Origin of the sequence: Aquimarina litoralis (genome assembly GCF_039523995.1) — a bacterium.
Taxonomy (GTDB): domain Bacteria; phylum Bacteroidota; class Bacteroidia; order Flavobacteriales; family Flavobacteriaceae; genus Aquimarina; species Aquimarina litoralis.
Genome location: NZ_BAAAGE010000001.1, coordinates 1,789,933 through 1,816,879, shown reverse-complemented (window position 1 = coordinate 1,816,879; position 26,947 = coordinate 1,789,933). Strand labels below are relative to the sequence as shown.

12 protein-coding genes and 2 tRNA genes are annotated in these 26,947 nt (G+C 32.9%); 3 read left to right on the top strand and 11 right to left on the bottom strand.

All coding sequences use genetic code 11. The features are described 5' to 3' along the window. Positions 1–11: 11 nt before the first annotated feature. From ABD077_RS07280 to mutS, 10 genes are all read right to left on the bottom strand, one after another. Positions 12–3,290 (bottom strand): VCBS repeat-containing protein, encoded by a 3,279-nt coding sequence (locus tag ABD077_RS07280; RefSeq protein ID WP_343911673.1) that lies wholly within the window; start codon positions 3,288–3,290, stop codon positions 12–14. Positions 3,291–3,412: 122 nt separating this feature from the next. After that, a complete protein-coding gene (locus ABD077_RS07275; protein ID WP_343911672.1) occupies positions 3,413–4,906 on the bottom strand; it encodes a RagB/SusD family nutrient uptake outer membrane protein in 1,494 nt (497 codons plus the stop codon). A 10-nt stretch (positions 4,907–4,916) separates the two neighbouring features. Beyond that, a complete protein-coding gene (locus tag ABD077_RS07270; protein WP_343911671.1) occupies positions 4,917–7,919 on the bottom strand; it encodes a SusC/RagA family TonB-linked outer membrane protein in 3,003 nt (1,000 codons plus the stop codon). Positions 7,920–8,460: 541 nt separating this feature from the next. Continuing rightward, positions 8,461–12,624, bottom strand: a complete 4,164-nt coding sequence (locus ABD077_RS07265) for a two-component regulator propeller domain-containing protein (protein ID WP_343911670.1) — start codon at positions 12,622–12,624, stop codon at positions 8,461–8,463. A gap of 15 nt (positions 12,625–12,639) precedes the next feature. After that, positions 12,640–15,528 carry a DUF5060 domain-containing protein gene (locus tag ABD077_RS07260; RefSeq protein WP_343911669.1) on the bottom strand — a complete coding sequence of 963 codons (2,889 nt, stop codon included), beginning with the start codon at positions 15,526–15,528 and terminating at the stop codon, positions 12,640–12,642. A gap of 600 nt (positions 15,529–16,128) precedes the next feature. Next, positions 16,129–18,234 (bottom strand): thioredoxin domain-containing protein, encoded by a 2,106-nt coding sequence (locus ABD077_RS07255; RefSeq protein WP_343911668.1) that lies wholly within the window; start codon positions 18,232–18,234, stop codon positions 16,129–16,131. A gap of 83 nt (positions 18,235–18,317) precedes the next feature. Beyond that, positions 18,318–19,775, bottom strand: coding sequence for a glycoside hydrolase family 26 protein (locus ABD077_RS07250; protein WP_343911667.1), 1,458 nt, complete (start codon positions 19,773–19,775; stop codon positions 18,318–18,320). A 245-nt stretch (positions 19,776–20,020) separates the two neighbouring features. After that, positions 20,021–20,104, bottom strand: a tRNA-Leu gene (locus ABD077_RS07245). 19 nt (positions 20,105–20,123) lie between these two features. Next, positions 20,124–20,195 (bottom strand) — tRNA-Gly (locus tag ABD077_RS07240). A 96-nt stretch (positions 20,196–20,291) separates the two neighbouring features. Beyond that, positions 20,292–22,883: a DNA mismatch repair protein MutS gene (gene mutS, locus ABD077_RS07235; protein ID WP_343911973.1), complete on the bottom strand. Its 2,592-nt coding sequence runs from the start codon at positions 22,881–22,883 to the stop codon at positions 20,292–20,294. A 195-nt stretch (positions 22,884–23,078) separates the two neighbouring features. Here mutS and ABD077_RS07230 point away from each other — a divergent pair, with 195 nt between their 5' ends. After that, entirely contained in the window at positions 23,079–23,621 is a 543-nt protein-coding gene (locus ABD077_RS07230) for a TrmH family RNA methyltransferase (protein ID WP_343911666.1), read from the top strand. 20 nt (positions 23,622–23,641) lie between these two features. Continuing rightward, positions 23,642–24,961 carry a dipeptidase gene (locus ABD077_RS07225; protein WP_343911665.1) on the top strand — a complete coding sequence of 440 codons (1,320 nt, stop codon included), beginning with the start codon at positions 23,642–23,644 and terminating at the stop codon, positions 24,959–24,961. On the opposite strand, the gene folK is transcribed toward ABD077_RS07225, so the two are convergent. Continuing rightward, a complete protein-coding gene (gene folK / locus ABD077_RS07220) occupies positions 24,958–26,088 on the bottom strand; it encodes a 2-amino-4-hydroxy-6-hydroxymethyldihydropteridine diphosphokinase (RefSeq protein ID WP_343911664.1) in 1,131 nt (376 codons plus the stop codon). The genes ABD077_RS07225 and folK overlap by 4 nt on opposite strands. 110 nt (positions 26,089–26,198) lie before the next feature. On the opposite strand from folK, the gene ABD077_RS07215 reads away from it, so the two are divergent. After that, on the top strand, positions 26,199–26,924 hold the full coding sequence (locus tag ABD077_RS07215; RefSeq protein WP_343911663.1) for a queuosine precursor transporter: 726 nt from the start codon (positions 26,199–26,201) through the stop codon (positions 26,922–26,924). Positions 26,925–26,947 lie beyond the last annotated feature (23 nt).

The following is a 26,947-nucleotide window of genomic DNA, read 5'->3' as shown; positions in this document are numbered from 1 at the left end:
AGTTTTCGAATTTATTTTTTAAAAATTGACAAAGTATCATCGTTATTCCCTACCAAAAACAGTGTACCTCCAGGAGTTTTTATCTGATGAATATTTTTTGAATTTTTTCCTATATAAAAGTTCACATCTTTATAGGACTCTAGGGTGCCATTTTCATTTCCAATTAAAATATATCCTACATTGGAATCATATCGAATGGTCTCTACCTCAGCTTCATAGATTCCTCCCACTCCAATAACATCTAGGATACCATCATCATTAAAATCATCAATTTCAAACCCTAATGTAGGCCCCAATTGTGCAATAGAAGGGAATTTATTAAAATCAAAGGTTGCATCTCCGTTATTTATTAAATACCCTGAACCCAACTCATATACCATTTTGTGATAAGAATTTTGAAGTGAAGTGTCGCCATAAATATCTTGAAGCGTAGATTGTGCAAAATCCCTATAGGTAGTAATTTTTTCTCCAATAAAAGGATTTTGCTGTGTAGAGCATTCTTTACCCCTTAGAGGTACTAAAGTTCCTTTATAATTCATACTCAAAACCATATCGTAAGCATCATCATTATCAAAATTATTCCCATAAATATGAAGTGGCTTTTCAATAGAAGGATGGAACTTATTGTTATCTCCTAAATTACCTACCAAATAATCCAAATTCCCATCATTATCTAGATCCATTTCTTTAATTGTATTCCACCAACCTGTTGTATTTTCTAATCCATCAACCGCTATTTTATAAAACTTCCCATCACGATTTTCTAGAATAGTGATTGGCATCCATTCTCCAACTAACATAATATCTAAATCATCATCACTATCAAAGTCAGAAAACAATATATCATTTACAATCCCAATTTGAACTAAATCAGGAGCTAAATCTGTGGTCACATCTGTTAGTATCCCTCCATTATTTTGATATAATATAGATTTAGATGGTAAAGGATATTTTCCAGGAATCGCATGTCCTCCTACAAGTAGATCCATATCACCATCATTATCAAAATCAGCACTTGCGATACTTTTAGTATTATATAAAAGGGTTGGTAATTGCTGACTTTTCTTAAAAACTCCAGCCCCATCATTTAGATAAAGCCTATCCTGAAATTGAGTGCTATTTTCCTCAAATTCGTAACTTCCACTAGCTACATAAAGATCTAGATCCTCATCCTGATCTACGTCAAAAAACAATGCCCCTTGATCCTCAAAACCTTTATCCTTAAGAAATTCGTTTTGGGGTCTTTTTTCAAATTCTGACTTATCATTTTGAACATACAACATCCCTTCTTGATTTCTTGCACCTCCCACATAAAAATCGTCTAAACCATCATTATTCACATCTCCAACGGTAAGCGCCGGACCTAATTGAGATAATTTTTGAGGAAGTAATACTTGTTTCTCAAAATCATTAAAACCAATTTCCGAGTGCTTAAAATCAATCCCTAATCTTTTTGGATCTATTGGTTTTAATTTTCTATTGACCTCTATTTTAGAAGGTTTTTGATTATTAGCATCCTTATGAAAAATGGTAAAAGTTTGATTTGCCTTAAGATTCTTTAAAACTGACACTTTACCATCATCCCAGACCACTTCGATCTTATTAATCAGTTTATGTTCGCCAATTCCAAAATTTAAAATATTCGATACAGACGATTGATAACCTCGTACCATATACAACTCTTGATATTGCATTTCACCGCTCGTAAATATTTTAACCTTGGATCCAATGGCCAATTTATTTCGTGAGTTACCGATTAATCGTAAGCTTATATAATTGCCGGTTGAATTATTTTTATAGATAGATGCTTTATCCGACATATTATTTGCTACCAAATCTAAATCTCCGTCATTATCCAAATCTGCATAAGCGATTCCATTTGCGTTTATTTTTTGATTTAACCCCCAATTTTTTGTGCTGTTTGTAAAGGTTAAATCTCCATTGTTTTTAAAAGAATAGTTGGATATCTTGAATGATGGTATCATATCAATTACTTCCATTATGGTCATCTCGATTTTCTGATCGAGGTTTGCTTTTACCTTTTTAATATAATCCTGATTACTAAAATTACGCTCTATCCCATTAGTTACTATAAGATCTTTAAACCCATCATTATCAAAATCTGCCAATAATGGAGCCCAACTCCAATCCGTCTTAGCTATACCAGCTAATTGACCAATGTCACTAAAAGAACCGTTCCCGTTATTTAATTGAAGTACATTAATCATATAAGGGTAATGATACCCAGCATTAACTATTTTGGTAAACCCTTCTGTATTCATCGTTGGCATATTCTGCTTACTTTGTATATGATCTTCTGAAGACATTTCTAACACCACAAGATCAGGTAAAAAATCATTATTTATATCAGCATAATCTGACCCCATACTGTTGTATGGTATGTGTTTAAAGCGTGTATTAATCTGATTAGAAAATGTTCCATTTTTGTTATTGATATACATCATATCTGGTGCTATATAATCATTGGCCACATAGATATCTTGCCAACCATCATTATTAAAATCTCCAATTGAAGCACTTAAACCCCAAGCCTTGTTAATGATTTTAGATGGAATAGTAACATCTGTGAAGTATGACCCATCATTTCTGTATAAATGATCTGAAGTCTCAGGATAAAAGTTTTGATTTTCTTTTTTTTCAATCCTTAATGTATTTCTAAAATCAAATCTGTGATTTACCAAATACATATCGAGATCACCATCTCTATCATAATCAAAAAAATATGATTGTATAGAAAACCCATCATCATCTAATCCCCAAGATTGAGCTTCTTCTCTAAAGGTTCCATCTTGCTGGTTAACAAAAAGTTTATTTTTACGAAGCTCTCTATGATCTAAGGATGCAGATTTACACACATAAATATCCATCCATCCATCATTATTGATATCTACCATTGCTACCCCAGTAGTCCAACCTTGCGTATCTTCTACACCAGCTGATATGGTGACATCTTCAAATTCAAAATTTCCTTTGTTAATATATAATTTATTAGAAGTTTGGTTTGCTGTAAAATAAATATCGTCCAATTGATCATTGTTTATATCTCCAATAGCAACTCCTCCTCCATTAAAAGCATAGGTATATTTTATACAATTAAAAATACTGTCTTGTTTAACTGTATTTTTAAAATCTATCGAAGTCTTTTCTTCAGAGACCAAAGTGAATAAGGTTTTTGCCTGTGAAGTCTTCTTTAAGAATTCGTTATCGCTACAACTCACAAAAAGGGCAAAGACTATTAATAGAAGTATTATTTTGTTGGAAAACATCATTTCTGCATACCATGTATTTGTTAAAAAACAGTTTGCAATATGATTGCAAACTGTTTTTCGCTAACTCAAACTATTCCCATAATCTGTTTAAATTAAGTTTAGTTTTCATTTTTCGATGCTGATTAATATCCGGGGTTTTGATCACCAGGTCCTATATTGGCATTGGTAGATATTTCATTATCTGGAATTGGCCATAAAATATGTTTTGAAGGATCAAATCTATTCTCCGATAAACCAGGCAACACAGAACCTGCAAGATTCCATCTTAACAAATCATCAAAGCGTACTTGTTCGCCAGCTAACTCTACCTTTCTTTCATGTATAATTGCTTGAAATACCTGATCCTTAGAAAGTGAAGTCGACAACCCTGCTAATCCTGCTCTAGCCCTAACCTGATTAATCAGACCTACTGCTGCTGATTGAGTTCCTACCTCATTTTCACATTCGGCCATCATTAATAACACATCTGAATAACGAATAATTTTTATATTAATCCCAGATTCTTCGTTCTCAGAAGTTTGCTTGTAATAATTTTGATATTTCCTCCATGCTGCAGGTCTAATATTTCCTCCATTCTCTGCAAAGTCTGATTCTACTAAAGTATTTGCTCCATTGTTATACGTATCACCTACCACATAAAAACTTCCTTGAAATCTATTATCTCCTGCTTCAAATTCTGCTCTTAGATCATCAGAAGGGTATACATTAAACCAGTTCAATACACCATAATCTTGTCCTCTAAAATTTGCATGGTTTGCTCCCTGACCAATAACAGCAGAATCCCATTTATTACCAGTACCTAAGTTAATATTATACTCCACTTCCCAAACAGATTCTATACCATGCTCTGTTTCTTCTCTAAAATTATCAAAGTATTCGGTCTCTAATCCATAACCTGACATAGCTCTAAAAGACGTTAATGCATTACTATACTCTCCTTCATATAATAATACTTTCCCTAAGAATGCCTGAGCAGCTCCTCTATTTGCTCTACCTTTTTGTTCTTCACTTTTGGGAAGAAGGTTAGAAGATGCAAACCTAAGATCATCAATAATCAAATCTATCACCTGTTCCCTAGGACTTCTTGGTAATCCTTCTGGACTAGAACCATCCACTCGAAGCGGAATATCACCAAATCTAGTTACTAATAACCAGTAATAATGTGCTCTCAAAAACCTAGCTTCTCCTATAAATTTATTTTTTTGCGTTTCACTTAAGATTGCTTCTGATAATTCATTAATTCTATCCTGATTATTAATAACAAAGTTTGCTTTGTTGATTCCTCTGTAACAGCTATCCCAATAATCAGCAATAAACTGATTGGTAGAATTGTAAGTATACTCTGCATAGGTTCTTTTATCTGCTTCTTGTTGTCCGTTACCAGCATTTTCTTGGGACATATTATCTAGCATGTAAAAGATCAATCTTCCATATAAAGCATTGGTTTGTAGATTAGCATAAGCCGCATTTACGGCAGATTGCACTTGCTCTTCTGTAGAGAAAAACGTATCTGGTGATAATGTATTTGGGTTCACCAGCCCAAGATCTTCTTCTGAACAGGAATTGATAACCATCAATCCTAACAGAAATGTTGTAATTAATTTAATTTTTTTCATAATCACCATTTTAAAATGAAACTTGAACTCCTAATAAAAAGGATTTTGGTTGTGGATAAGATCCTCTATCAATTCCGATATCTCCATCAAGTCTTAATTCTGGATCTAAACCTGAATACTTTGTAAAAGTGTAGATATTTTGTCCACTTAAATAGATCCTAAGTCTTGAGAAATATTGGTCAAACACATCCTTTGGCAAGGTATACCCCAACGTTACATTTCGTATTCTTGTAAAACTACCATCCTCCACATAACGATCTGAAATAACATAATTTTGTTCTGCGCCATTTGTTCTAGGTTGAGAGCCATTAGGATTACTAGGAGTCCATCTATTTTCGAAATAGTCTCTACTCACATTAAATGGTCTTCGTGTACCTCCATTAAGATCTACAAGGTTAGTATTAAAAATCTCATTCCCGTAAAATCCTGAGATCAAAACTCCAAAATCAAAATTCTTATAACTTGCATCTAATGTTAGTCCTGCTATTACATCTGGATAAGGGTTTCCTATATCCACTCTATCATCTGCATTTATTTCTCCATCTCCATTTTGGTCTATATAACGCACATCCCCTGGTGCTACTCCGGAGAATCCATCTGCATCTACCTCTGCCTGATCACGATAAATTCCATTGCTTTCTAATCCAAAGAAATAAAATAGAGGATCTCCCTCAGTCACTCTACTAATATTTCCTCCGATTCCTCCTCCTCTAATTCCTAAAGAGTAAAACGGAATTTCATCCTGTCCAGCAATCGAAACCATTTTATTTTTACTTGTAGAAATATTAAAATTAGCGGACCACTTAAAATCTCCTTGATTGTCATTATATCCTAAGGTTACTTCGAATCCTTTCGCTTCGGATTCTCCTAAGTTTACCGCTTGTGTGGCATTCTGATTCCCATTAGATAAAGGTGTAGGAATATCAATTAACAGATCTTCACTGTTGTTCTGAAAATACTCAATAGCAGCTGTTATTTTTTGATTAAATATTCCTAGATCTAATCCTACATTTAGTATTTTTTTAGTCTCCCATTGAAGATCAGGATTCTCGTTTCCTTCTTGAGTAACACCTTCTCCTACTGTATCATCAAAAGGATATTGAAAGCCACCAACAAGAGCAGGTGCAAATCTGTAATCCCCTATTTTGTCACTTCCTGTTTCTCCATAACTAGCTCTAAATTTTAAAGTACTAAATGGTGTGTCTTGCATAAAACGCTCTTCAGCTACATTCCACCCAACAGATGCTGAATAAAAATCTCCCCATCTTTTATTTGCTCCAAATCTAGAGGACGCATCTCGTCTATAAGAAGCTGAAACAATGTACTTATCATCATAGTTATAATTTACTCGTCCTAAGTATCCTAACTTATTAGTCTCTCCAGAACCACTTCCTGCCACTAAGAATTGATTATCCACAATTTGATCTACCTCATCAGTAACTAGGTTTCTACTTCCTGCTCCAAAATTTTCTGATTTCTGCATAAAATTCTCAACTAGACCTAACAACTCTATATGATGAACATCAGCTATGGTATTTTTATACTTTAGACTATTGGTAAGCATTATCGTCTGTCCCTGTTGTGTAAATCTTCCTATCTCTGCAAATGTTCTGGCATGCGTAGTACTACCAGGTACACTATCATCGTCATATGAAGGTATAAAAGACCTATTGTTAAACTGAAAATAGTCCAAACTTACCTGTGATCTATATGATAATCCCGGCAGGAACTCATACTCTGCATAAATATTACCTATAATACCTAGTGTCTTATTTATTGATTCTCCAAGGGTCTGAACTCGTACTGGGTTTTCTGCATCCTGACCATCCGCAGATGATGACGGGCCTTGAAATCCTCCTAAGTTATTAGAGTTAAATACCTGTAAATAGGGAGCAGACTTAATAGCATGTTCCAATAAAGTTCTTCCTCCTCCTTGACGCTCTGGTCTTTGTTTAGAAAAAGCTATGGACATATTTTGCCCTACTTCTAATTTACCAAACTTCTTTGATCCATTACCTCTGAAAGAATATCTTTCAAAATCTGTTTCTATAATGATCCCCTCTTGCTTTTGATATCCCCCAGAAAATAGATATGAACCTGTTTCATTTCCTCCAGAATAACTTACATGATAATCTTGCATAAATGCGGATCTAAATATTTGATCTTGCCAATCCGTATTAGTCTGGAAAGTAGATAATGGACGGTTTGGAAAAACACCATACTCTGCTACATAATTAAGGTAATCGACGGTTTCCAACAGGTCATACCGCTTATTAATGGTCTGAATACCTGTGTAGGCATTAAAACTTAAAGAACCTCTTCCTTTTTTACCTCGTTTTGTGGTAACTACTATAACCCCATTCGATCCTTGTGCTCCGTATACAGCGGTTGTTGATGCATCTTTTAATACAGATATAGTTTCTATGTCATTTGGATTCAACCCTGATAAGTTTCCGGTTATAACCCCATCAATAACAAATAAAGGTGTGTTATCACCTAAAGTGGCTAACCCCCTAATAGAAACAGATGGTGTACTACCAGGCACACCAGCATTGGCAATAGTAAGTCCAGCTGCACGACCTTGTAAAGCGGACTCAGCATTAGTAACAGGTGGAATCTCATTAAGATCGTCTATTCCTATAGTAGAGATTGCTCCAGTGACCGTTCTACGACTTTGGGAACCATACCCAACTACCACGACTTGATCTAAGGATTCTGATTCTTCTATTAATACGATATCTATTTTGGTTTGATTCCCAATGATTATTTCTTGGGTAGTCATCCCTAAATAGGAAAATACGATCATATCATCAGCACTTACATTGTTAAGAGTATACATTCCATCAAAATCTGTGGTTGTACCATTAGTTGTACCTTTTATTAATACGGTAACTCCAGGTAGTGGTATGTTGGCTCCATCTGTTACCGTACCATTTACACTACCTCCTTGTGAATAAACATGCTGTGCCCCAATTATAATTAATGCAATAATTGCGAGTTTAAGTTTAATCATAAATCTTGTTTTTGGTTGTTAATAATTTTACTTCTAAAATTTTTGTTTTCATTTAGTTAGATGATTTTGATAATGATTCTATGCTCACTGTGATTGAGCATTTTTTTGATTTAGTCCCTTTTAAAAGATTGATTTATTTTCCTGCGAATTTTCAAAAAACACTGTTTAAAATAAATACTAGCAAAGAGAATATGACTCCTATAAGGAGAACCTCTAGAAGAAGTTTTAACCCGGAATATTTCTTTTTAGCCATTTATTAATCTTTCAAATTTTTAACAATTTAAAAACCATATTATTAACAAAATGTAAAAAAAAAGAGAGATGATATAATATTTGTAGCATGCACTCTGTAACCTATACGGACAACACATATGATGCATCCGAGGCTACAATAGTTCTATTCCCAAGGTCAATTTATTATGAAGAAACGCAAAAGTTAATGTGTTTTAAAGGCGGACTTCAGTTGATTAAGAGAGATTTATACCGGTATAGTTATACAGTTTACTCTTTAGGTATCATTAAATCTGCATATGATAGTTTGCTAACCATCATTATTTACATGTTCAATTTCTGTTGGAAGAACACCAAAGTGATTTTTAAAACATTTGGTAAAATAGGAAGGTGAAGAAAATCCAACTTTATAACAAACATCACTAATATTATTACATTCTTCTTTCTCTAACATCTCTTTAGCTCTTTGTAACCTAATCTTTCTAAGAAATTGGGTTGCACTTTCACCTGTTAAACCTTTTATTTTTCTATAAAACTGACTTCTACTTAACCCCAGTTGATATGCTAAAGTTTCAACATTTAAATTAGGATCACTGATACTTTCACTAACAAATTTCAATACTTTTTCTATAAAATCTTTGTCCAAAGAAGTAGGATTTTGGGTAATTCCGGTGTCAGTAATCGCTCCAAAATATTTATTAAATAAAATCTGTCTACTTGATAACAAACGAGCCAATTGTGATTTTAGAAATCTTAACTCAAAAGGTTTACAAAGATATATGTCAGCACCAGACTCAATCCCTTTTAGTTGATCGTCCTTCATCGTTTTAGCTGTAAGCATTAGAATAGGTATGTGACTGGTTTGAATGTTTTCTTTTATTTTAGAGCTAAAAGTAAAACCATCCATTTCCTGCATGATAACATCGGTTATTACAATATCAGGGATTACATTTTTTGCTACTTTGAGACCTTCTTTTCCATTTCTTGCAGTAAAAACCTTATAATCAACTTGCAACTCTTGTTCTAAATAATCTCTTAATTCAGTATTGTCCTCAACCACAAGGAGTCTACTCTTCTTTGAATCTTCTTCGATAGTTAAGTAATTATTATCCTCCTCTTGTGAATTTATATTTTGTACTTTGATAACTTCTGGATTCTCATTGCCCTGAAAAACTTCATTCTTACTAAAACGTGACTTCCCAATTGGTAGGGTTATGGTAAATACAGTACCAACATTCAATTCACTTTCTACTGCTATCTGTCCTTTATGTAATTCTATAAAACTTCTAACTACTTCAAGTCCTATTCCCGTTCCTCCGTAATACCATTTATTAAGATTATTTACCTGATAAAAACGTTCGAAAATTTTAGAGAGTTGTTCTTTTTTTAAACCAGGTCCAGTATCTCTAACTTTTATTTCATAACTATTTTGAATATTCTCTATATCTGTTTTGGTAGAAATATTTTCCTTTATAGTGACTTCAATTTCTCCATTTTCTGGTGTAACTTTAAAAGCATTAGAAAGAAGATTAAAAATTACCTTTTCTATAATACTCTTATCAACCCAAACTCTAAGATTTTCTGTATTGGATACTACAGTAAGATTAATTTTTTTGTGCAACGCCTCTTCATCAAAGTAACTTACCATTTCTTTTACAAAATCATAAATATCTACTTCCTGCACTCGTATTTTAAACTTATTGATTTCCAGTTTTCTAAAATCCATCAGCTCATCAATAAGCCTTGACAGTCTATTTGTATTTTTATAAATGACTAAAAGTTTTTCTTTAACTTCCTGTGATAACTGATCGTTCTTTTTATTTACAATATCAATAAGTGGATTAATAATTAGTGTGAGCGGGGTTCTAAATTCATGAGAGATATTTGTAAAAAATTGCAGTTTCTTCTTATGCAGTTCTTCTTCCTTTAACCTTTGCTCTCTCTCATACTTTATTAATTGTTTTTCTTTAACTCTTTCTTTTGTTATTTTATTCAACATATAAATGGCCAAAAAGAACATAAAAAGATATATTAAAATAGCCCATTTAGTTTTCCACCAAGGCGGTAAAATCGTAATTTTCAGATTTAGTGATTCATCGTTCCATAAACCATCATTGTTTGCAGCCTTTAACTTAAACGTATAATTCCCGTAATCTAAATTGGTGTAGGTTGCCGCTCTGGTATTACCTACATAATTCCAATCTTCCTCTAGTCCTTCTAAATAATATGCATATTGATTCTTTTCGGGCCTGGTGTAATTGATACCTGTAAATTCTATTGTAAAAACGGATTGTTCGTGAGTTAAAGAAATACTATCTGTTTCTGAAATCACTTTTTCAAAAGGAGAGTTTTCTTCATTCGGATCTACTTTTTTATTAAACAGTTTAAATCCAGTTAAGTAAAGAGAAGGCAAGTTATTATTAATAACAATATCCTCAGGGTTAAAGAAATCTACTCCTTTATAACCACCAAAATATAAGTTCCCTTCTTTATCCTTGTGAATTGAATTAAAGTTGAAATCATTGGCTAATAAACCATCATTAATATTATAATTAGTTACTTCACCACTTTGGATATCTATTTTGTGCAATCCCTCATTACCACTAATCCACAAATTGCCATTATTACTTTCAATAATTCCAGCTACATTTTCTTCTTTTAACCCAAGTTCTTCATTACACCAAAAAAAGGTGTTTTCTGTCTTGTCAAATTTGCATAGACCTGCTCCTTTTGTCCCTATCCATAACAGACCATCTGAGCTTTCATAGATTGATAAGATATGATTCGAAATTAACGGATCATAGTAGTCTCCCATCATTTGATCACGCATCGAAGTAATAGAAAATTTTTCTTTCCCTGATATATTAATTTTGAATAATCCTTTTACAGAACCTATCCATACATTATTTTCAGAGTCTACAAAAATTTTGCGTATTGAAACCGTATGTAATCCGTGCTCTGTAAATTCCTTTGTATTATGATGAGTTATCTTACTTGTTTCGGGATCATAAGAAACAATACCACCTCCAAAAGTGCCAATCCATATTCTTCCGGTATTATCTTCATCAAAAGTTAAGACACTATTAGAAATAAGCTCTCCATCGGCATTTTCTACACTAAAATTGACAAATTTATCTCCTCCTTTTTTCAGAAAATAAATACCATTATTCCAACTACCTGCCCAAATATTTTGATTACTATCTATAAAAACGGTTTGTATATCCTTTGATAATAATCCAGAATACAATTTACTTTCTTCGTTTACATGAATAAATTTATTGTCTTTAAAATTGTAAATATCAATTCCTCCTCCATCCATACTCATCCATAACCTTCCTGCTTGATCCTGCGTAATACCAGTTACAGAGCTTACTTCTAGAGAATTAGTATTATTAGGAATACTTTCTATGTTTTTAAACTTATCATATAATTGATCTGATATCCCTATACCACTGTTATAATACCCCATCCAAATCCTTTGATCTTTATCCAGACACAAGGACCAAATCGAATTTGAACGAATGCTATTACTATTCGTTTTATCAAAAGAATAATTTTTTATAATATCACCCTTCACATTTAAATGAATGAGGCCATCATTTTCTGTACCACATAAAATGGACCCTTCGGGTGTTTCAAGCAAGGATAGTATACGTTTTGATGTTACAGGAAAATTCGAAAAAACAATATTATTTTTTTCTCTATTTAATCTGTATACTCCCGAAGATTGCGAACCAATCCAGATGTTATTCTGTTTATCAATCAATAAAGATTGAATTGATTCTTTGATAGTAATCAATTGATCTTCATTATGAAACTCATACGGTTCAAGTGTCTTTGAAATTGGGTTATAATATTTAAGACCAATATTGGTTCCTGCATATACATTATTAAGATGATCCGTTTTTAAAGCATTGACATTCAAAATCCCCGATTCTGCACTAGAACCTACATTTGGTACATGATGTGCCATAAAAGTATCCATATCTAGTCTAAACAATCCTTTTTCAAAAGCCCCAACGAATAAATTTCCCTCATTATCAGCAGTTAAACTACTTATTGCTACATCTTCACTACATTGTTTTTTAACATCACCACTCAAACAAATCTTTGTGAATTGATCTAACTCGCGATCATAGAGATTTAATCCATTTTCTGTTCCTATCCACAATCGATTTTTTTTATCTACATAAGAACAGTAGATCATACTGCTACTTATTGATAATGATTTTTTGGGTTCATGCTTATAAGATATATAATCAACTCCATCGTAACGATAAAGCCCCGCGCCATTCGTTCCTATCCAAATAAAACCATAGTGATCTTGAATAATTGAGGATACAGCCGTTTTTGAGATTCCGTCTTTTATATTTATAAATTCGTATTCTCTATATCTATCCTGAGACCAAAGGCTTTGTTGTAGTTGTATGCTATAAAAAACAACTAATAATACTATAAAGGTTTTGACTTTCATTACTGATCTATCTTCCTATTGCGGAATAAAATTATTGTTTGTTGTGATTATCCATTTATCCATTTCAAAACCATCTTCTCTCATTGAAAATAGAATAATATATTCTCCTGGTTTTTTGATATCTAAAAATATTGTTTTGGGCACACCGCAATGATTCTCTGGATCTCTTTGTGCTGATGACCATGTCCACTTATTTTTCCCTTCGCACCACTGCATTCTAGCTCCACTCTCAGGCCATAGCCCATTTATACCAACGTGCACTCCATTATCCTCTGTTCCCGTAGAAAAAGCTCTATTCCAAACATAATATCTTCCCGGGTTTGTAATATTTACTTTATACCCTACAACGCCTCCTTTTCCTGCTTCAGGAAAAAAATTTTCCCCTATCAACAAAGGATCATCATGTGTTACCCTCATATCTGGCAATGCTTCTATGTAACTTCTTTTACTAGCTTCTAAAAAGCGATTCTTTCTATTTATATGATTAAATTCTTCTGAGTTATCTTCTGATCTGATGAACCAATTTCTTTTAGTACCGTTGGAGGTATGATAATGGAATGCCTCTGCTTCTACAGAAAGAAAACCATTGGTTTCATAGAAAGGCTGTATATCCTTTAATACATCTTTTAAAGGCATATCTATGGGTCTGAATATCATGTTATTCCAACCTCCACCTGACATGCTAAACCCGCCATCTTCAGTTACCGTACTTTTTACGTTATCAATTGCAGAAGAAACCTCAATAATATCATTTTTATTTAAGCTCCAATACCCAAGATTATGCTGAACCAACATGTAATCTTTATTGGTTTTGGGACTCACCAATGTATCTTTTATTGTTCCATTGACTGATATGACATACTTCGATTCAAGACCCTTTTGTGCAATTGAACTAAAACTCACTTCATACACATTATTTTTTCCTAAAAACGTGGTTATAGCACTAGCATATTGATCTTTTTTGTTCGATGTTCGAATATTGATCATAAGAGCGTTATTCTTCTCATCTCGAAAATATCTAGTTTGATTTTTCGAATATTCAGCATCAAAATTTTTCAATGCCTCTAGAACAATTACTTCATTCTTTTCTTTAGTTTTAAGTTTGACCGATTGCTGATTTGCTGTTATCAGCGCCACCCAATCCCCTTTATTATCAGGAGGCAATCCAATAAAGACATCTCTTCCGCCTTTAATAAAATTTACAGTACCAAATTGCAAACCACCCCCAGTCCTAGGATTGTACCATTGTACTTTATAAGATTTAGTACTGCCATAAAGATTCAATTTTGTCTTGGCAACTTTTGGAAGATAAATAGTATATATGTTATCATTTTCTGCAAACACATAATCTTCGGAATTATCGGTTAAATCATCCGCAGATTGCATATTGAAAAATGGTAAATAATTTTGAAAAAAATCAATTGCATGTTTAGTTTGTTCCCACAATAATTTTCTTGATCTCCAATCTTCACAATTGAGATCATTATGGTCATATTTATATCCAAAATACCATTCAACTCCTGCTCCTCCACCCATCAAATTACCCCACAAAACTTTGGATCGAATTTTATCATGATTGGGATCATCTTTATCAGGTTTGGCTCCTGTATCTGCAGGACCAATTTCATCCTGACAAACTACCCACTTTTTACTCGAATATTTAGCTCTATAAATCCAATCCTTTGTTACCTCATGCACTTCATTAGGCTCATGAATCTGCAGTGATGGACCGTCTATATGTTCAAAACCAAGAAGCGGTTTCAAATACTGTTCTTGTTCTTTTTTAATGGAATGTGTATGAAGTACAACAAAGTTTTTATATGGATCCGTTTTTTTAATAAAAGTAGCCATAGCTCTTCTATCATCATCGTTCTGACCTTTTGGAGACCAATGTACCGGTCCATTTTCTTCCCCTAAATTCCAAGTAATAGCTAAATGATGAGCAAATCGGGCAATTAACTCTCGATAATATAATTTGCGTTGTACCCCAAGTTCTCCAATGTCCAGCAATAGTTCATTCTCCGTTTCCTGAGTGACAATATGAAGCATCAACCCAAGTTCATCCATATGGTCAAAAACTATTTCCCACTGGTCCAACTTACTACAATCAAAGCGATAACGCTCATTAATATCATTCCAAGGCCACACATCATTTCCATCTCCCTGTACATTCATTGTTAAAAAATACACGGAATTCATTCCCTCACTGGCAAGATAATTCAGTGCTCCTATAATATTTTTCCCTTTTTCATTTTGCCAAGAAGGATCTCCTTGTTTCCAATCTTTTCTATGTGACAAGTATTTATGGGAAGCAGGAGTTTGATCAAATTCGTAATACCCTAAAAAGTTTTCAGGACTATCTGTTCCTGCTTTTAAATAAAATTCTTTAGCATCAGTAAATTGAAGATAACGTTCATTTACATATTGTAATCTTCCCTTAGTTTTAGGATCATTCCCTTCTTTATCAAAATCCGTAATAATAAATTCTCCTTCTGCTCCATCAAAATCAACCCCTTCTCCAGCATGTATGTCTTCATTAATAGATATCTGATCGCCTTTTCTAAAAGAAACCTTATAGGCCCAGATTCCTGTCTCATCTGGTCTAAATCTAACTTTCCACACATTTCCTTTACTGGCGCTAGTTTCAGCAGAATTACCATCTGCTGCGTAAAAGCCAGGGACAACAAACTCCTTATCTGAATCTAAATGTCTAAAAGTAACATTTAGCCTATAATTCAAAAAAGGGTTTTCAATATCATTTTCACTAATAACTTTACCAAAAAAGGAGAGTGATATTTTATGCCATTTTTTTAATTCTCCTTCTATTTTTATTTGAGAATCGTTCGCATTTACCGTATTGCAAAGGACTATAACATAAAACAATATTAGTTGTATTTTTTTCATCTTTTGAACAGATTAAAACAAAAAACAAATTCATTGAAACCAGTAATATGTGGTGGGAAGATTATTCTTTTTTGATTTAGAATATTTATTGCACGATCAATGGTTTCATTAAATTAATTCTGTTAACTAAAAATATTGTTTGTACTACTATGGAAGTTATTCTAGAGAGAAAGTGAATGAATACAAAACTCTATGTTAATAAAAACAAATGGACTTTCACTGAAATTAAATAACGTTTACATAAATACCATTTAGATATATAAAAACGTCTTGATCTAAAAACAATACATAACTATTACAAATCCCAACCTAGTTATTTTAAACAATATAGAATTAAAGAAAAATTTGATATCAAATTTTATCAAATTCTTTGTTTTTTTCTTAAAATTCAATAAATCCAAAAATAGCATTAATGAATATTAGCAAATAAAATATATGAAGCGAATGCTATAACTATTGAAGCATTACAGGATTTTTATAATTTTCTAGTGGTTTTTTACCGTTTTGTACTTTAAAAATAGGACAATCTAGAATTAATAAACTGCATTAAAAATGAATCAAAAATGCATAATAAATATTAAAAAGATACTGCTATAAAAATCACAAAAGATCTATTGCATCTTCAACTTTCTTCACGGGAAGTTTACATAAACCTTCTTGGCATACATATATAAATGTTTCACCTTTTAGATACCTATTCTGAAAAATTGGAATTGTACTTTCATTACTTGTTCCTACTATGTAAACATTAGGCACATAGCTATTTTGTAATTTACCTAGAATATTCTCAGCATTATTACCTACAACTGCAATTTCATAAAAAGGATAGGTGTTGTGTAGTAACAATCTATTCCAATTGGTAAAACCATTTGCATTCTCATTAAGTTTAGGCAATATAAGAGACAACATATTTCTTGATTTTGAAAGAAGTTCCTTATTATGATTAACAAGGCTAATTCGGAATAAACTATGAGCAATCACAGAGTTTGGAGAAGGAAGCACTCCATCATCTACTTTAACAATATTTGAAATAAGTTGTTCTTCAATATTATAAACAAACATTTCGGATGACGCATCCTGAAAAGATTTGTCAATTTTAGTATATAAACCTAATGCGAAATCAATATACTTTACTTGTAGAGTAACGCTAAATAGCTCTATTGAAGCTTCCATTAAAAACGCATAGTCATCTAAAAATCCCTTTATTTTGTTATTTCCTTTGTCATAAGAATGCATTAAATACCCATCTGTTAAACAATTTTTCTTCAAGAATTCAAAAATATTGATAGCTTCATTTAAAAATGTTTCATCCTTAAATGATTGGTAGGCATCCGTTAATCCTTTTATCAATAAAGAGTTTAAAGAAACAATGATTTTGTTATCCAAATTAGGTCGCGTTCTATCTTGTTGTAGCTCAAGAATAATCTCTTCCCATTTTCCTTTTTGCTTTTTAAAATCTTCAAGAGACAAATTATGATTAGATGCAAATAGTGAATCGCTTACAGACCTAAGCAAATGATATTGTTTTGAATGCAAAATATTTTCTTCTTTCAAGTTGTAATACTCAGAAAACAAAGGAAAATCACTTTTTAACTTTTCTTTCAATTCCAACTCTTCCCATAGATAATACTTTCCTTCTTCTCCATCACTGTCGGCATCTATAGCTGTATAAAAACCTCCTTCTGAGCTTTTCATTTCCTTTACCAAAAAGTCAATAGTCTTTACAGTGACTTCTTTATACAAAGGCTTTTTAAAAAACTTATAAGCCTTAGCATATAAGCTTATTAACTGAGCATTGGTATATAACATTTTTTCAAAATGCGGAACTTTCCAAAATCTATCTGTACTGTATCTAAAAAAACCACCTCTTACATGATCATACAAACCACCAAGTGCCATTTTATCTAAAGTATTTTCAACATGTTTTAGAGTTTTCTGATCATTTTCGAGAATAGCGTAATCCAATAGAAAACCAATCTCACTAGGAATAACAAATTTTTTATCCTCCATGTTTCCTCCCCATTCATAATCCCAATCGGTCATACCATTTTGGACGCTTTTTTTCAACAACTCTCTAGTTAAAGGATTGTCTTTCTTTGTTGGCTCGATAAAGTTGTTTATTTCTTGCACTCCTGCTGTAACCTGATCTGCGTATTTGTATAATTTCTCGGGATCATCCTTATGGAGTCGAATAATTTTCTTTAGCACCTCTATCCACTCCTTTTTTGTATGATAAGTACCACTATAGATTGGCTTCCCATTAGGTAAGGTCACAACATTTAAAGGCCAACCTCCACTACCTCTCATCAACTGTAAAGCAGTCATATATACTTGATCTACATCAGGTCGTTCTTCTCTATCAACTTTAATATTAATAAAGTTTTGATTCATCAATTTGGCCACAGAATCATTCGTAAAAGTTTCTTCTTCCATTACATGACACCAATGACAAGTTGAATAACCAACACTTACTAAAACAAGTTTATTCAGGGTTTTAGCTTCTTCAAATTCTTTAGGACTCCATGGTCGCCAATCTACAGGATTATACGCATGCTGAAGTAAATAAGGACTAGTTTCTTCTATCAATCTATTAGCATACCTGCGATCTCCTTCCTTTTCATTTTTGGTACAACCAAAAAAAATCATCATCATCAGACTTATAATTACAATAAGTCTGTTTTTTTTAAGCTGATGTTTTAAATCCATAAGAATTATTTGAAATCGTGATAACTTGTGACATCTGTCTAATTGCCAAAATCAATTAAAATCGATCTGGAGAAATTGACCTTTTAAATCTTTACAATTTTTTTTATTAAACCCTTAGATTTAAGAATATAAATTCCTTCTGAAAAATTCGTTAAATCTATCATCGTACCTTCTCCAGTAATTATACTTTTGCCGGTAGCTGAAAATAATTCGTACTTAAATTTTTTGGAAACTCCTGATAAAAATATATAATCAGAACTAGGATTAGGGTATAGAGAAAATGTAGTAGTATTTACAACCTCATCTGTAGATAATATATTTAATATATCGGTTGGATCTTCGGTTTGTAAAAATCCATTCATAGGGTCACTAATTGAAGTATTCCACAAACTGGTTAAATTCGCATCTTCTTCTATACGTGTATCACCCCAGTATCCAGATGCATATCCATTAGCAGAACTCCATAAGAATTGATTATCCCAATCCGCATTTATATAAGACAAAGCCAACACTTGATCATTCGCTTGAATAAAATTAAATAGCGGCTCGAACCACTCTTGATATATTTGGCTAGCAACTCTAACTACACAATTTTGAGCGCTCGGGCCATCATATATAGAGCTAATATTACAATTGGTTTTATCGACTATTTTATATCCCTGAGGAGAGGATTCAGCAATCATAACTGGTTTCCCTTTACTTTCTGCAAAATCCACTAATTCGTTTGCCAATGCTAGTTGATTAGATGGAATAAAACTACCTACAGTTGGGTTTTCATTTGGTCTCAAAAACCAAGACATTCCGATCCAATCCACATAATCATCACCTGGATAATAAGCACTAATATCTTCTTGCCCTCCGTCTAAAATATCATCTATTGGAGAAGTACAAGATTGCCAAACATAATCCACATTCTCTTGATTAAGGGATTGATTTAATAAATCAACTATACGCTTATATGCATTTATATATTTTACAGCATTATACCCGTTCCAATTTCCATCAAATTCGTAACCAATTCTAAGATAAAAAATGGTTTCTGGAAACTTATTAAAAAAATCAGCCATCTTAATGATCTTACTATCATGTTCTCCGCTGCTAATTTTTTGCAATCCATCCAAACCAAAAAAAGCATCTTCGACAATGCTCAAACCTATTGTAACAAGGGTCGAACGCTCAGAAGCAGTCCACAAATTTAAAGGTCCTGCTCCCCAATTTGTATTATTCGAGTTTCTATTCCCATTATTATCCATACCTATTCCTCCAAAATATATCGATCTCGAATTATCTATAAAAACAAATGATTCTTCTAAGGTATAAAAAGAAAGATAAGACACCTCTCCATGCCCTTGATGACACCCTACACAGTTATCTTTATAATTTTTTACCGATGAAAGATCTTGGCCTATAAAAAGCAATTTTTGGTTATCATTAGGGATGTGCTGAGAGTACAGTTGACCACCCAATAAAAATATCCCCCATACCAACGAAGCTTTGTAAATAGTATTAATGTTCTTAAGACTACAATCTAAAATCATCATTATAATATGTTATAATTAATAATCGTAAAGTAATGTCATAAGACAAATAACCAAAACAATAGTTTTATTAATTACGAAAAATCTACTTAAAATCTTGAAAAAAGAAAAACTCCCAAATGTGATAATTAATGAAGAGGAAAAGTTTTCCATGTTTTATTTTCGATGGAAAACGTTGTAAAAGTATTACATAAAAAAACGTCTAAAAACAAAGAAACCTCTTGAATTAATCAAGAGGCTTTCTTAAGTACTCGGGACGGGACTTGAACCCGTACGAACTAATGTTCATTGGATTTTAAGTCCAACGTGTCTACCAATTCCACCACCCGAGCGTGATATATGTTTTCTCAGAGCGAAAGACGGGATTTGAACCCGCGACCCTCACCTTGGCAAGGTGATGCTCTACCCCTGAGCTACTTTCGCAGTTTTTATAAGAACTTCGCAATTCGTTATTGCGGATGCAAATTTAAAACATTTCTTATAATACCAAAGCCTTTTTTAAAAAAAGAATAAAAAACTTTACACCTGAGAAGCTTTCTTCCTGGTTAACATACGTTTAATCTCATTCAATTTCATCAAAGCTTCTACTGGAGTAAGGGTATCTATATCAATATTTACGATTTCCTCTTTAATTTCTTCTAATAATGGATCATCTAAATTGAAAAAACTCAATTGCAATTCATCTTCTTCCTGAATCCCTTTTATCTTATCAGTAAGTTCTTCACTACTATGAGATTTTTCGAGTTTTTTAAGCATTTTATTTGCCCTGTGTAATACCTGCTGTGGCATTCCTGCCATTTTTGCTACATGGATTCCAAAACTATGTTCGCTCCCACCCGGAACCAGCTTTCTAAGAAAAAGAACATTATCTTTCAACTCCTTAACAGCAACATTATAATTTTTAATTCGATGGAACGTATCACACATTTCATTTAACTCGTGATAATGAGTAGCAAATAATGTTTTAGGTTTTGCAGGATGTTCATGAAGAAATTCGCTAATTGCCCAGGCAATAGAAATCCCATCATACGTACTAGTCCCGCGTCCAATTTCGTCTAACAACACTAAACTTCTATCTGATATATTATTCAGAATATTTGCTGTTTCATTCATTTCCACCATAAACGTAGACTCTCCCATAGAAATATTATCACTAGCTCCTACTCTAGTAAATATCTTATCCACCACTCCAATTTTAGCTTCATCTGCTGGAACAAAACTTCCCATTTGAGCTAACAAAACAATCAATGCAGTTTGTCTTAAAATAGCAGATTTACCACTCATATTAGGACCAGTAATCATAATCATTTGTTGATCTTCCCTATTTAAAGAAACATCATTAGCGATATACTGTTCTCCAGGTGGTAATTGTTTTTCGATTACAGGATGACGACCATTTTTAATCTCAAGAACATGCGAATCATCTATTGTTGGACGAGTATAAGAATTTTCATTTGCTAATTGTGCATAGGAACACAAGCAATCTAATTGCCCTATCAAACTGGCATTTAATTGTACGGGCTTGATGTATTCATTCATCCATACAATTAAGTCACCAAATAATTGTTGCTCTAACAATAGAATTTTTTCTTCAGCACCTAGAATTTTAGCTTCATATTCCTTTAATTCTTCGGTGATATATCGTTCTGCACTAACCAATGTCTGTTTTCGAATCCAATTCTCTGGAACTTTATCTTTATGTGTGTTTCGTACTTCTATATAATACCCAAAAACGTTATTAGATGCAATTTTAAGAGAGGTAATACCTGTAGCCTCGGTTTCTCTTTCTAGCATTTTATCTAGATAATCCTTTCCGGAAAAAGCAATGGATCTAAGTTCATCTAATTCATCTAAATAACCATCTGCTATGGTATTCCCTTTTAATATATTTACAGGAGCCTCTTCATTCAGAGTTTCTTTGATCTTGTTTCTTAGCAATTCGCAATCATGCAGCGTATCACCAATAACTTTTAAAGCATCATTCTTACTATTAGTTGCCTGCGCTTTTATTGGAACAATAGCTTCCAATGAATTTTTTAATTGAATTATTTCTCTAGGATTTACTTTACCCGTAGCAACTTTGGAAATTAAGCGTTCTATATCACCAATTTGTTTAATCTGATGCTGAATTTTCTGAAGTAAATCTCCATTATCCAAAAAATACTGAACAACTTCATGACGTTTATGAATGTTTGCAATATTCTTAAGTGGCAGTGCTAACCATCTTTTTAAGGTTCGCCCTCCCATTGGAGAAATAGTCTTATCAATCACATCGATAAGGGTAACCGCATTAACAGCATTAGGATTGTACAATTCTAAATTACGAATTGTAAAACGATCCATCCAGATATATTCATCCTCTGCAATTCTCTGAATAGAAGTTATATGTTGTAGTTTATGATGTTGTGTTTCGCCTAGATAATGAAGAATCACACCCGCCGCAATAACTCCTTCTTGTAAATGATCTACACCAAACCCTTTAAGAGATGTCGTTCCAAAATGTGTTTGCAAGGTTTCATTGGCATAATCTGTCTTAAACACCCAATCTTCAAGAAAAAAAGTATGGAAATCACTTCCAAAATCACTTTGAAAAGATTGTTTTTTTGGTTTTGGAATTAAAACTTCGCTTGGATTAAAATTACGTAGTAATTTATCCATTTGTGCTATATCACCTTGCGCGGTTAAAAATTCTCCAGTGGAGACGTCTAAAAAGGCAATTCCCAATTCTTTTTTTCCATAGTGTAAAGCACATAAAAAGTTATTGGTTTTACTTTGCAACACCTCATCATTTAGAGCCACACCTGGTGTAACAAGTTCTGTAACTCCTCTTTTTACTATAGTTTTGGTTTGCTTTGGATCCTCTAATTGATCACAAATTGCTACCCTTTCTCCGGCTTTTACAAGTTTAGGCAAATACGTATTCAAAGAATGGTGAGGAAATCCTGCTAGTGCTGTTTCATGTTCACTTCCATTTCCTCTTTTTGTCAATACAATATTCAATATTGCCGCTGTTTTTATAGCATCGCCTCCAAATGTTTCATAAAAATCACCTACTCTAAATAGTAATAACGCATCAGGATATTTCGCCTTAATTGCATTATACTGCTTCATTAAAGGAGTTACTTTTTTTTCTTTCTTTGCTTTTTTTGCTGCCAAAGGGATATGATTTTGTGTAACGGCTAAAGTAGGTAATCTCCATTTTTTTTTGAAGAGAAGCCTACAGGAGTTATTCATTTTTATTCACAATCATATTTCCCTAAAAAGGTACATCTAGGGAAATTCTTAATTAATCCTATTTTTGCTGCAATGGAAAAAAACCGAAAACTAAAAAATAGCGAATTAGACCGTAAAACGGTTTCAGAGTTCAAAGAAGCAAGAAAAACGCCTCTAATTATAATTTTAGATAATATCAGGAGTCTTAATAATATTGGATCTGTTTTCAGAACTGCGGATGCTTTTCTAATTGAAAAAATATATCTGTGTGGGATCACAGCCACTCCTCCACATAAAGACATTCAAAAAACTGCTTTGGGCGCTACTGATACTGTAGATTGGGAATACAAGGAAAGCACCTTGGAACTTGTCCAAGAACTACAACAGCAACAGATACAAATATTATCTATCGAGCAAGCAGAAAATGCAGTAATGCTTAATGAATTTAATCCCAAACCAAATAAAACATATGCAATCATATTTGGTAATGAAGTAAAAGGAGTACAACAAGATATTGTAAGCCTAAGTGATACTGTTATCGAAATACCTCAGTATGGTACTAAGCATTCTTTAAACATTTCTGTAAGTGCAGGTGTTGTATTATGGGATTTGTTTTGTAAGTTTAATGCTAACTAACTCTATGTAACCATTACAAAATGAAAAATATCACGATCACGCTTGTTCTATTTCTTGTAATACTAAGTTGCAATGAAAAGGCAACTAAATCAGAATCCAAGAATGAGGAACCTATGACTGCATCCCAAATAGTTACCAAAGCAAAGGAAATCCACAAGAATGTAATAACATTGGACACCCACTGTGATATTAATATTAAAAATTTTACTGACTCTATCAACTACACGCAGGATCTTAATTCTCAAATAACTTTACCCAAAATGGAAAAGGGAGGTTTAGATGTTGCTTGGTTTATCGTGTATACGGGTCAAGATTCATTGAACGCTGATGGGTTTAAAAAAGCTCATAAAATTGCTATGTCGAAATTTGACGCTATACATCGTTTAGTAGATACGATTGCTCCGGATCAGATAGCACTAGCCAAAAATTCTTCTGAAGTTCGAAACATTCATAAATCCGGTAAAAAAGTTGCTATGATCGGTATCGAAAATGGGTACCCTATCGGAAATGATATCAGCAATGTAAAAAAATTCTATGATCTTGGTGCTCGCTATATGTCACTATCTCATAATGGTCATAGTCAACTTTGTGATTCTAATACAGGAGAAGCAAATGATATTTGGTTACATAATGGACTTAGCGACTTAGGAAAAGAAGTAATCAAAGAAATGAATAAATGGGGAATGATGATCGATGTTTCTCACCCTTCAAAAGAGTCGATGCGCCAAATGATTAAGCTTTCTAAAGCTCCAATTATTGCTTCTCATTCTTCGGCAAGAGCTTTATGTGATCACAGCAGAAATCTAGACGATGAACAATTACAATGGCTAAAAGATAATGGTGGTGTGGTACAAACAGTAGCTTTTACTTCTTATCTAAACACAGAAAAGTTTGAAAAGAGAGTTGTAAAAGAAGTTGAGATAGGAAAACAAATAGCAGATTCTATGGGTGTCACGTGGTTGGAACGAGAAGAGGTAATGAAGCTAAGTACTGAAGAAAAAGAAACGTATTATGATTTTTTGGGTAAAATGGCCGCAATCCGCCGAGCAAAAGTTAAAAAAATGAAAGACTTACCACCTGCTGTGGATGTTGAGGATTTTGTAAACCATATTGATTATATGGTAGAAAAAATAGGAATTGATCATGTGGGTATCAGTTCAGATTTTGATGGTGGTGGTGGAATTGAAGGTTGGAGCGATGCCTCCGAAACCTTTAATGTAACTTTAGAATTAGTAAAAAGAGGATATACCGAAGAGCAAATAGAAAAATTATGGAGTGGTAATCTTCTGCGTGTATTAGATGAAGTTCAAAAGATTGCCGAGGACCTTCAAAAAAGTTAATGCTGCAAAATAGATTCCAGAACCCAAATATAATCTGATCGGTTTTTAATAAAATCTTTTTCAGAAATATCTATGATCCTAACATTTAAATCTGGCTGAGCTTTAATAAACCGCAAATATCCCTGGTTGATCTTATTTAAATACTCTGCTGGAATTTTTTGTTCATAATCCCTTCCTCTTTTTTTAATATTTTCTAAAAGACGTTCAGTATTTTGATACAAATAAACATACAGTCCTGGTTTTGGCAAATCCCTGTACATAATATCAAAAACCTTTTTGTACAATTTATACTCATCTTCCTGTAATGTGACCTGAGCAAAAATCAAAGACTTAAACACATCATAATCACTCACAACAAAATCCTTAAACAAATCTAATTGACCAATATCATCCTGAAGACGCTGATACCTATCGGCTAAAAAGGACATTTCCAGGGGAAAAGCATAACGCTCCATATCCTCATAGAATTTTGGCAAAAATGGATTATCTGCAAAACGTTCTAAAACTAATTTTGCATTAAACTCTTTGGAGATCATATGAGCTAGACTTGTTTTTCCAGCTCCAATATTCCCTTCAACAGTAAGATACTGAATATTAGACAGCAAATACTTTTCTTTTGGATTTACAATTTGTTCTTCTACTAATTCGACTACAGATTCATCGGAGGTGTTCTCCAACAACTCACCTACTGTTACATTCATAAAAGGATGCATTGCTTCTTTTGCAATCTCTTCGAGTGGTTTTAAAACAAACTTACGATCTTGCATAAAAGGATGCGGAACTCGCAATCTTTGCGTATCACTTGTTCCCTCAGAAGAAAAAATAATATCCAAATCAATAGTTCTTGCTTCATACCCTGCCGAATCACTTCTATTTCTACCCAATGAAGTTTCTATTTCCAGAAGCTTACTCAAAACCTCCGAGGTACTATAAAAAGTTGTTATTAAGATACAGGCATTATAAAAATCATCACTACTAAAACCCCATGCTGGTGTTTGATAGACACTAGATATTTTAGTTACATCCCCTAATTCATGATAAATAGCATTCACTGCTTTCTGAAGGTGATCTAACCTATTACCTATATTACTTCCTAAAGAAATATGTATGCGATGCTGTGTTTTCAAGCTGGGTTTTTTATAATCTAATCGGAACTCCGTATTTTTAAGAGCAAATTAAGGAAAACAAAACCACTTCACCTTATTTTTGTGCGAAGTATTATGAACTATTTTTTATTTTGAATTCAACTTCTTTAAATCCAAAAGACAAAGCAACAGCCTACCGAATTTACCTTATTCTTGGAGCGCTATTTATATCATCATTGGTTGTTTGTAATCTCATTTTTCAGAAATTTTTTCAATGGGATTTTTTCGGAATTTACACCTTTACCATAAGCGTTGGACTTATACCATATCCATTAACCTTTCTAATTACTGATATTGTGAGTGAGATCTATGGAAAGAAAAAAGCCAATCTCATGGTTACTGCTGGTATTTTTGCATCTGTTTTTTCTCTTTTGATAATTTATGGTGCTGCCTCCGTAGATGCTTACATTGATCCTGGAACCGACCCAAATATTCAGGTAGATAATGACACTTTTAATTTAGTTTTTGGTAAAAGTTTGATCTCTGTATTTGCATCTATGACAGCATATCTTTTTGCACAATATATAGACATCAGGATTTTTCATTTTTGGAAGCAAATGACTAAAGGAAAACACCTTTGGATAAGAAATAATTTTTCTACCTTCCTTTCTCAACTTATAGACAGTGTAACTATTATTTCTTTGTTGTGTCTTAATGGAGTATTTTCTTGGGATAATTTTATCCCTTTTGTTATGAGCGGTTTCTTATTTAAAGTCATTGTAGCTACTATAGACACCCCATTTTTATACCTTACTGTGTTTGGTCTTCGAAAAAGATTTCAGTTAAAACCAGGTGAGGAATTAAACTTGGAATATTAAAATCTAACAAATAGTTAACTCAA

Bases quoted from the DNA above. Each gene is read 5' to 3' on its own strand.
- ABD077_RS07280 (WP_343911673.1), bottom strand. From the start codon at position 3,290: ATGATGTTTTCCAACAAAATAATACTTCTATTAATAGTCTTTGCCCTT.
- ABD077_RS07275 (WP_343911672.1), bottom strand. From the start codon at position 4,906: ATGAAAAAAATTAAATTAATTACAACATTTCTGTTAGGATTGATGGTT.
- ABD077_RS07270 (WP_343911671.1), bottom strand. From the start codon at position 7,919: ATGATTAAACTTAAACTCGCAATTATTGCATTAATTATAATTGGGGCA.
- ABD077_RS07265 (WP_343911670.1), bottom strand. From the start codon at position 12,624: ATGAAAGTCAAAACCTTTATAGTATTATTAGTTGTTTTTTATAGCATA.
- ABD077_RS07260 (WP_343911669.1), bottom strand. From the start codon at position 15,528: ATGAAAAAAATACAACTAATATTGTTTTATGTTATAGTCCTTTGCAAT.
- ABD077_RS07255 (WP_343911668.1), bottom strand. From the start codon at position 18,234: ATGGATTTAAAACATCAGCTTAAAAAAAACAGACTTATTGTAATTATA.
- ABD077_RS07250 (WP_343911667.1), bottom strand. From the start codon at position 19,775: ATGATGATTTTAGATTGTAGTCTTAAGAACATTAATACTATTTACAAA.
- mutS (WP_343911973.1), bottom strand. From the start codon at position 22,883: ATGAAGCAGTATAATGCAATTAAGGCGAAATATCCTGATGCGTTATTA.
- ABD077_RS07230 (WP_343911666.1), top strand. From the start codon at position 23,079: ATGGAAAAAAACCGAAAACTAAAAAATAGCGAATTAGACCGTAAAACG.
- ABD077_RS07225 (WP_343911665.1), top strand. From the start codon at position 23,642: ATGAAAAATATCACGATCACGCTTGTTCTATTTCTTGTAATACTAAGT.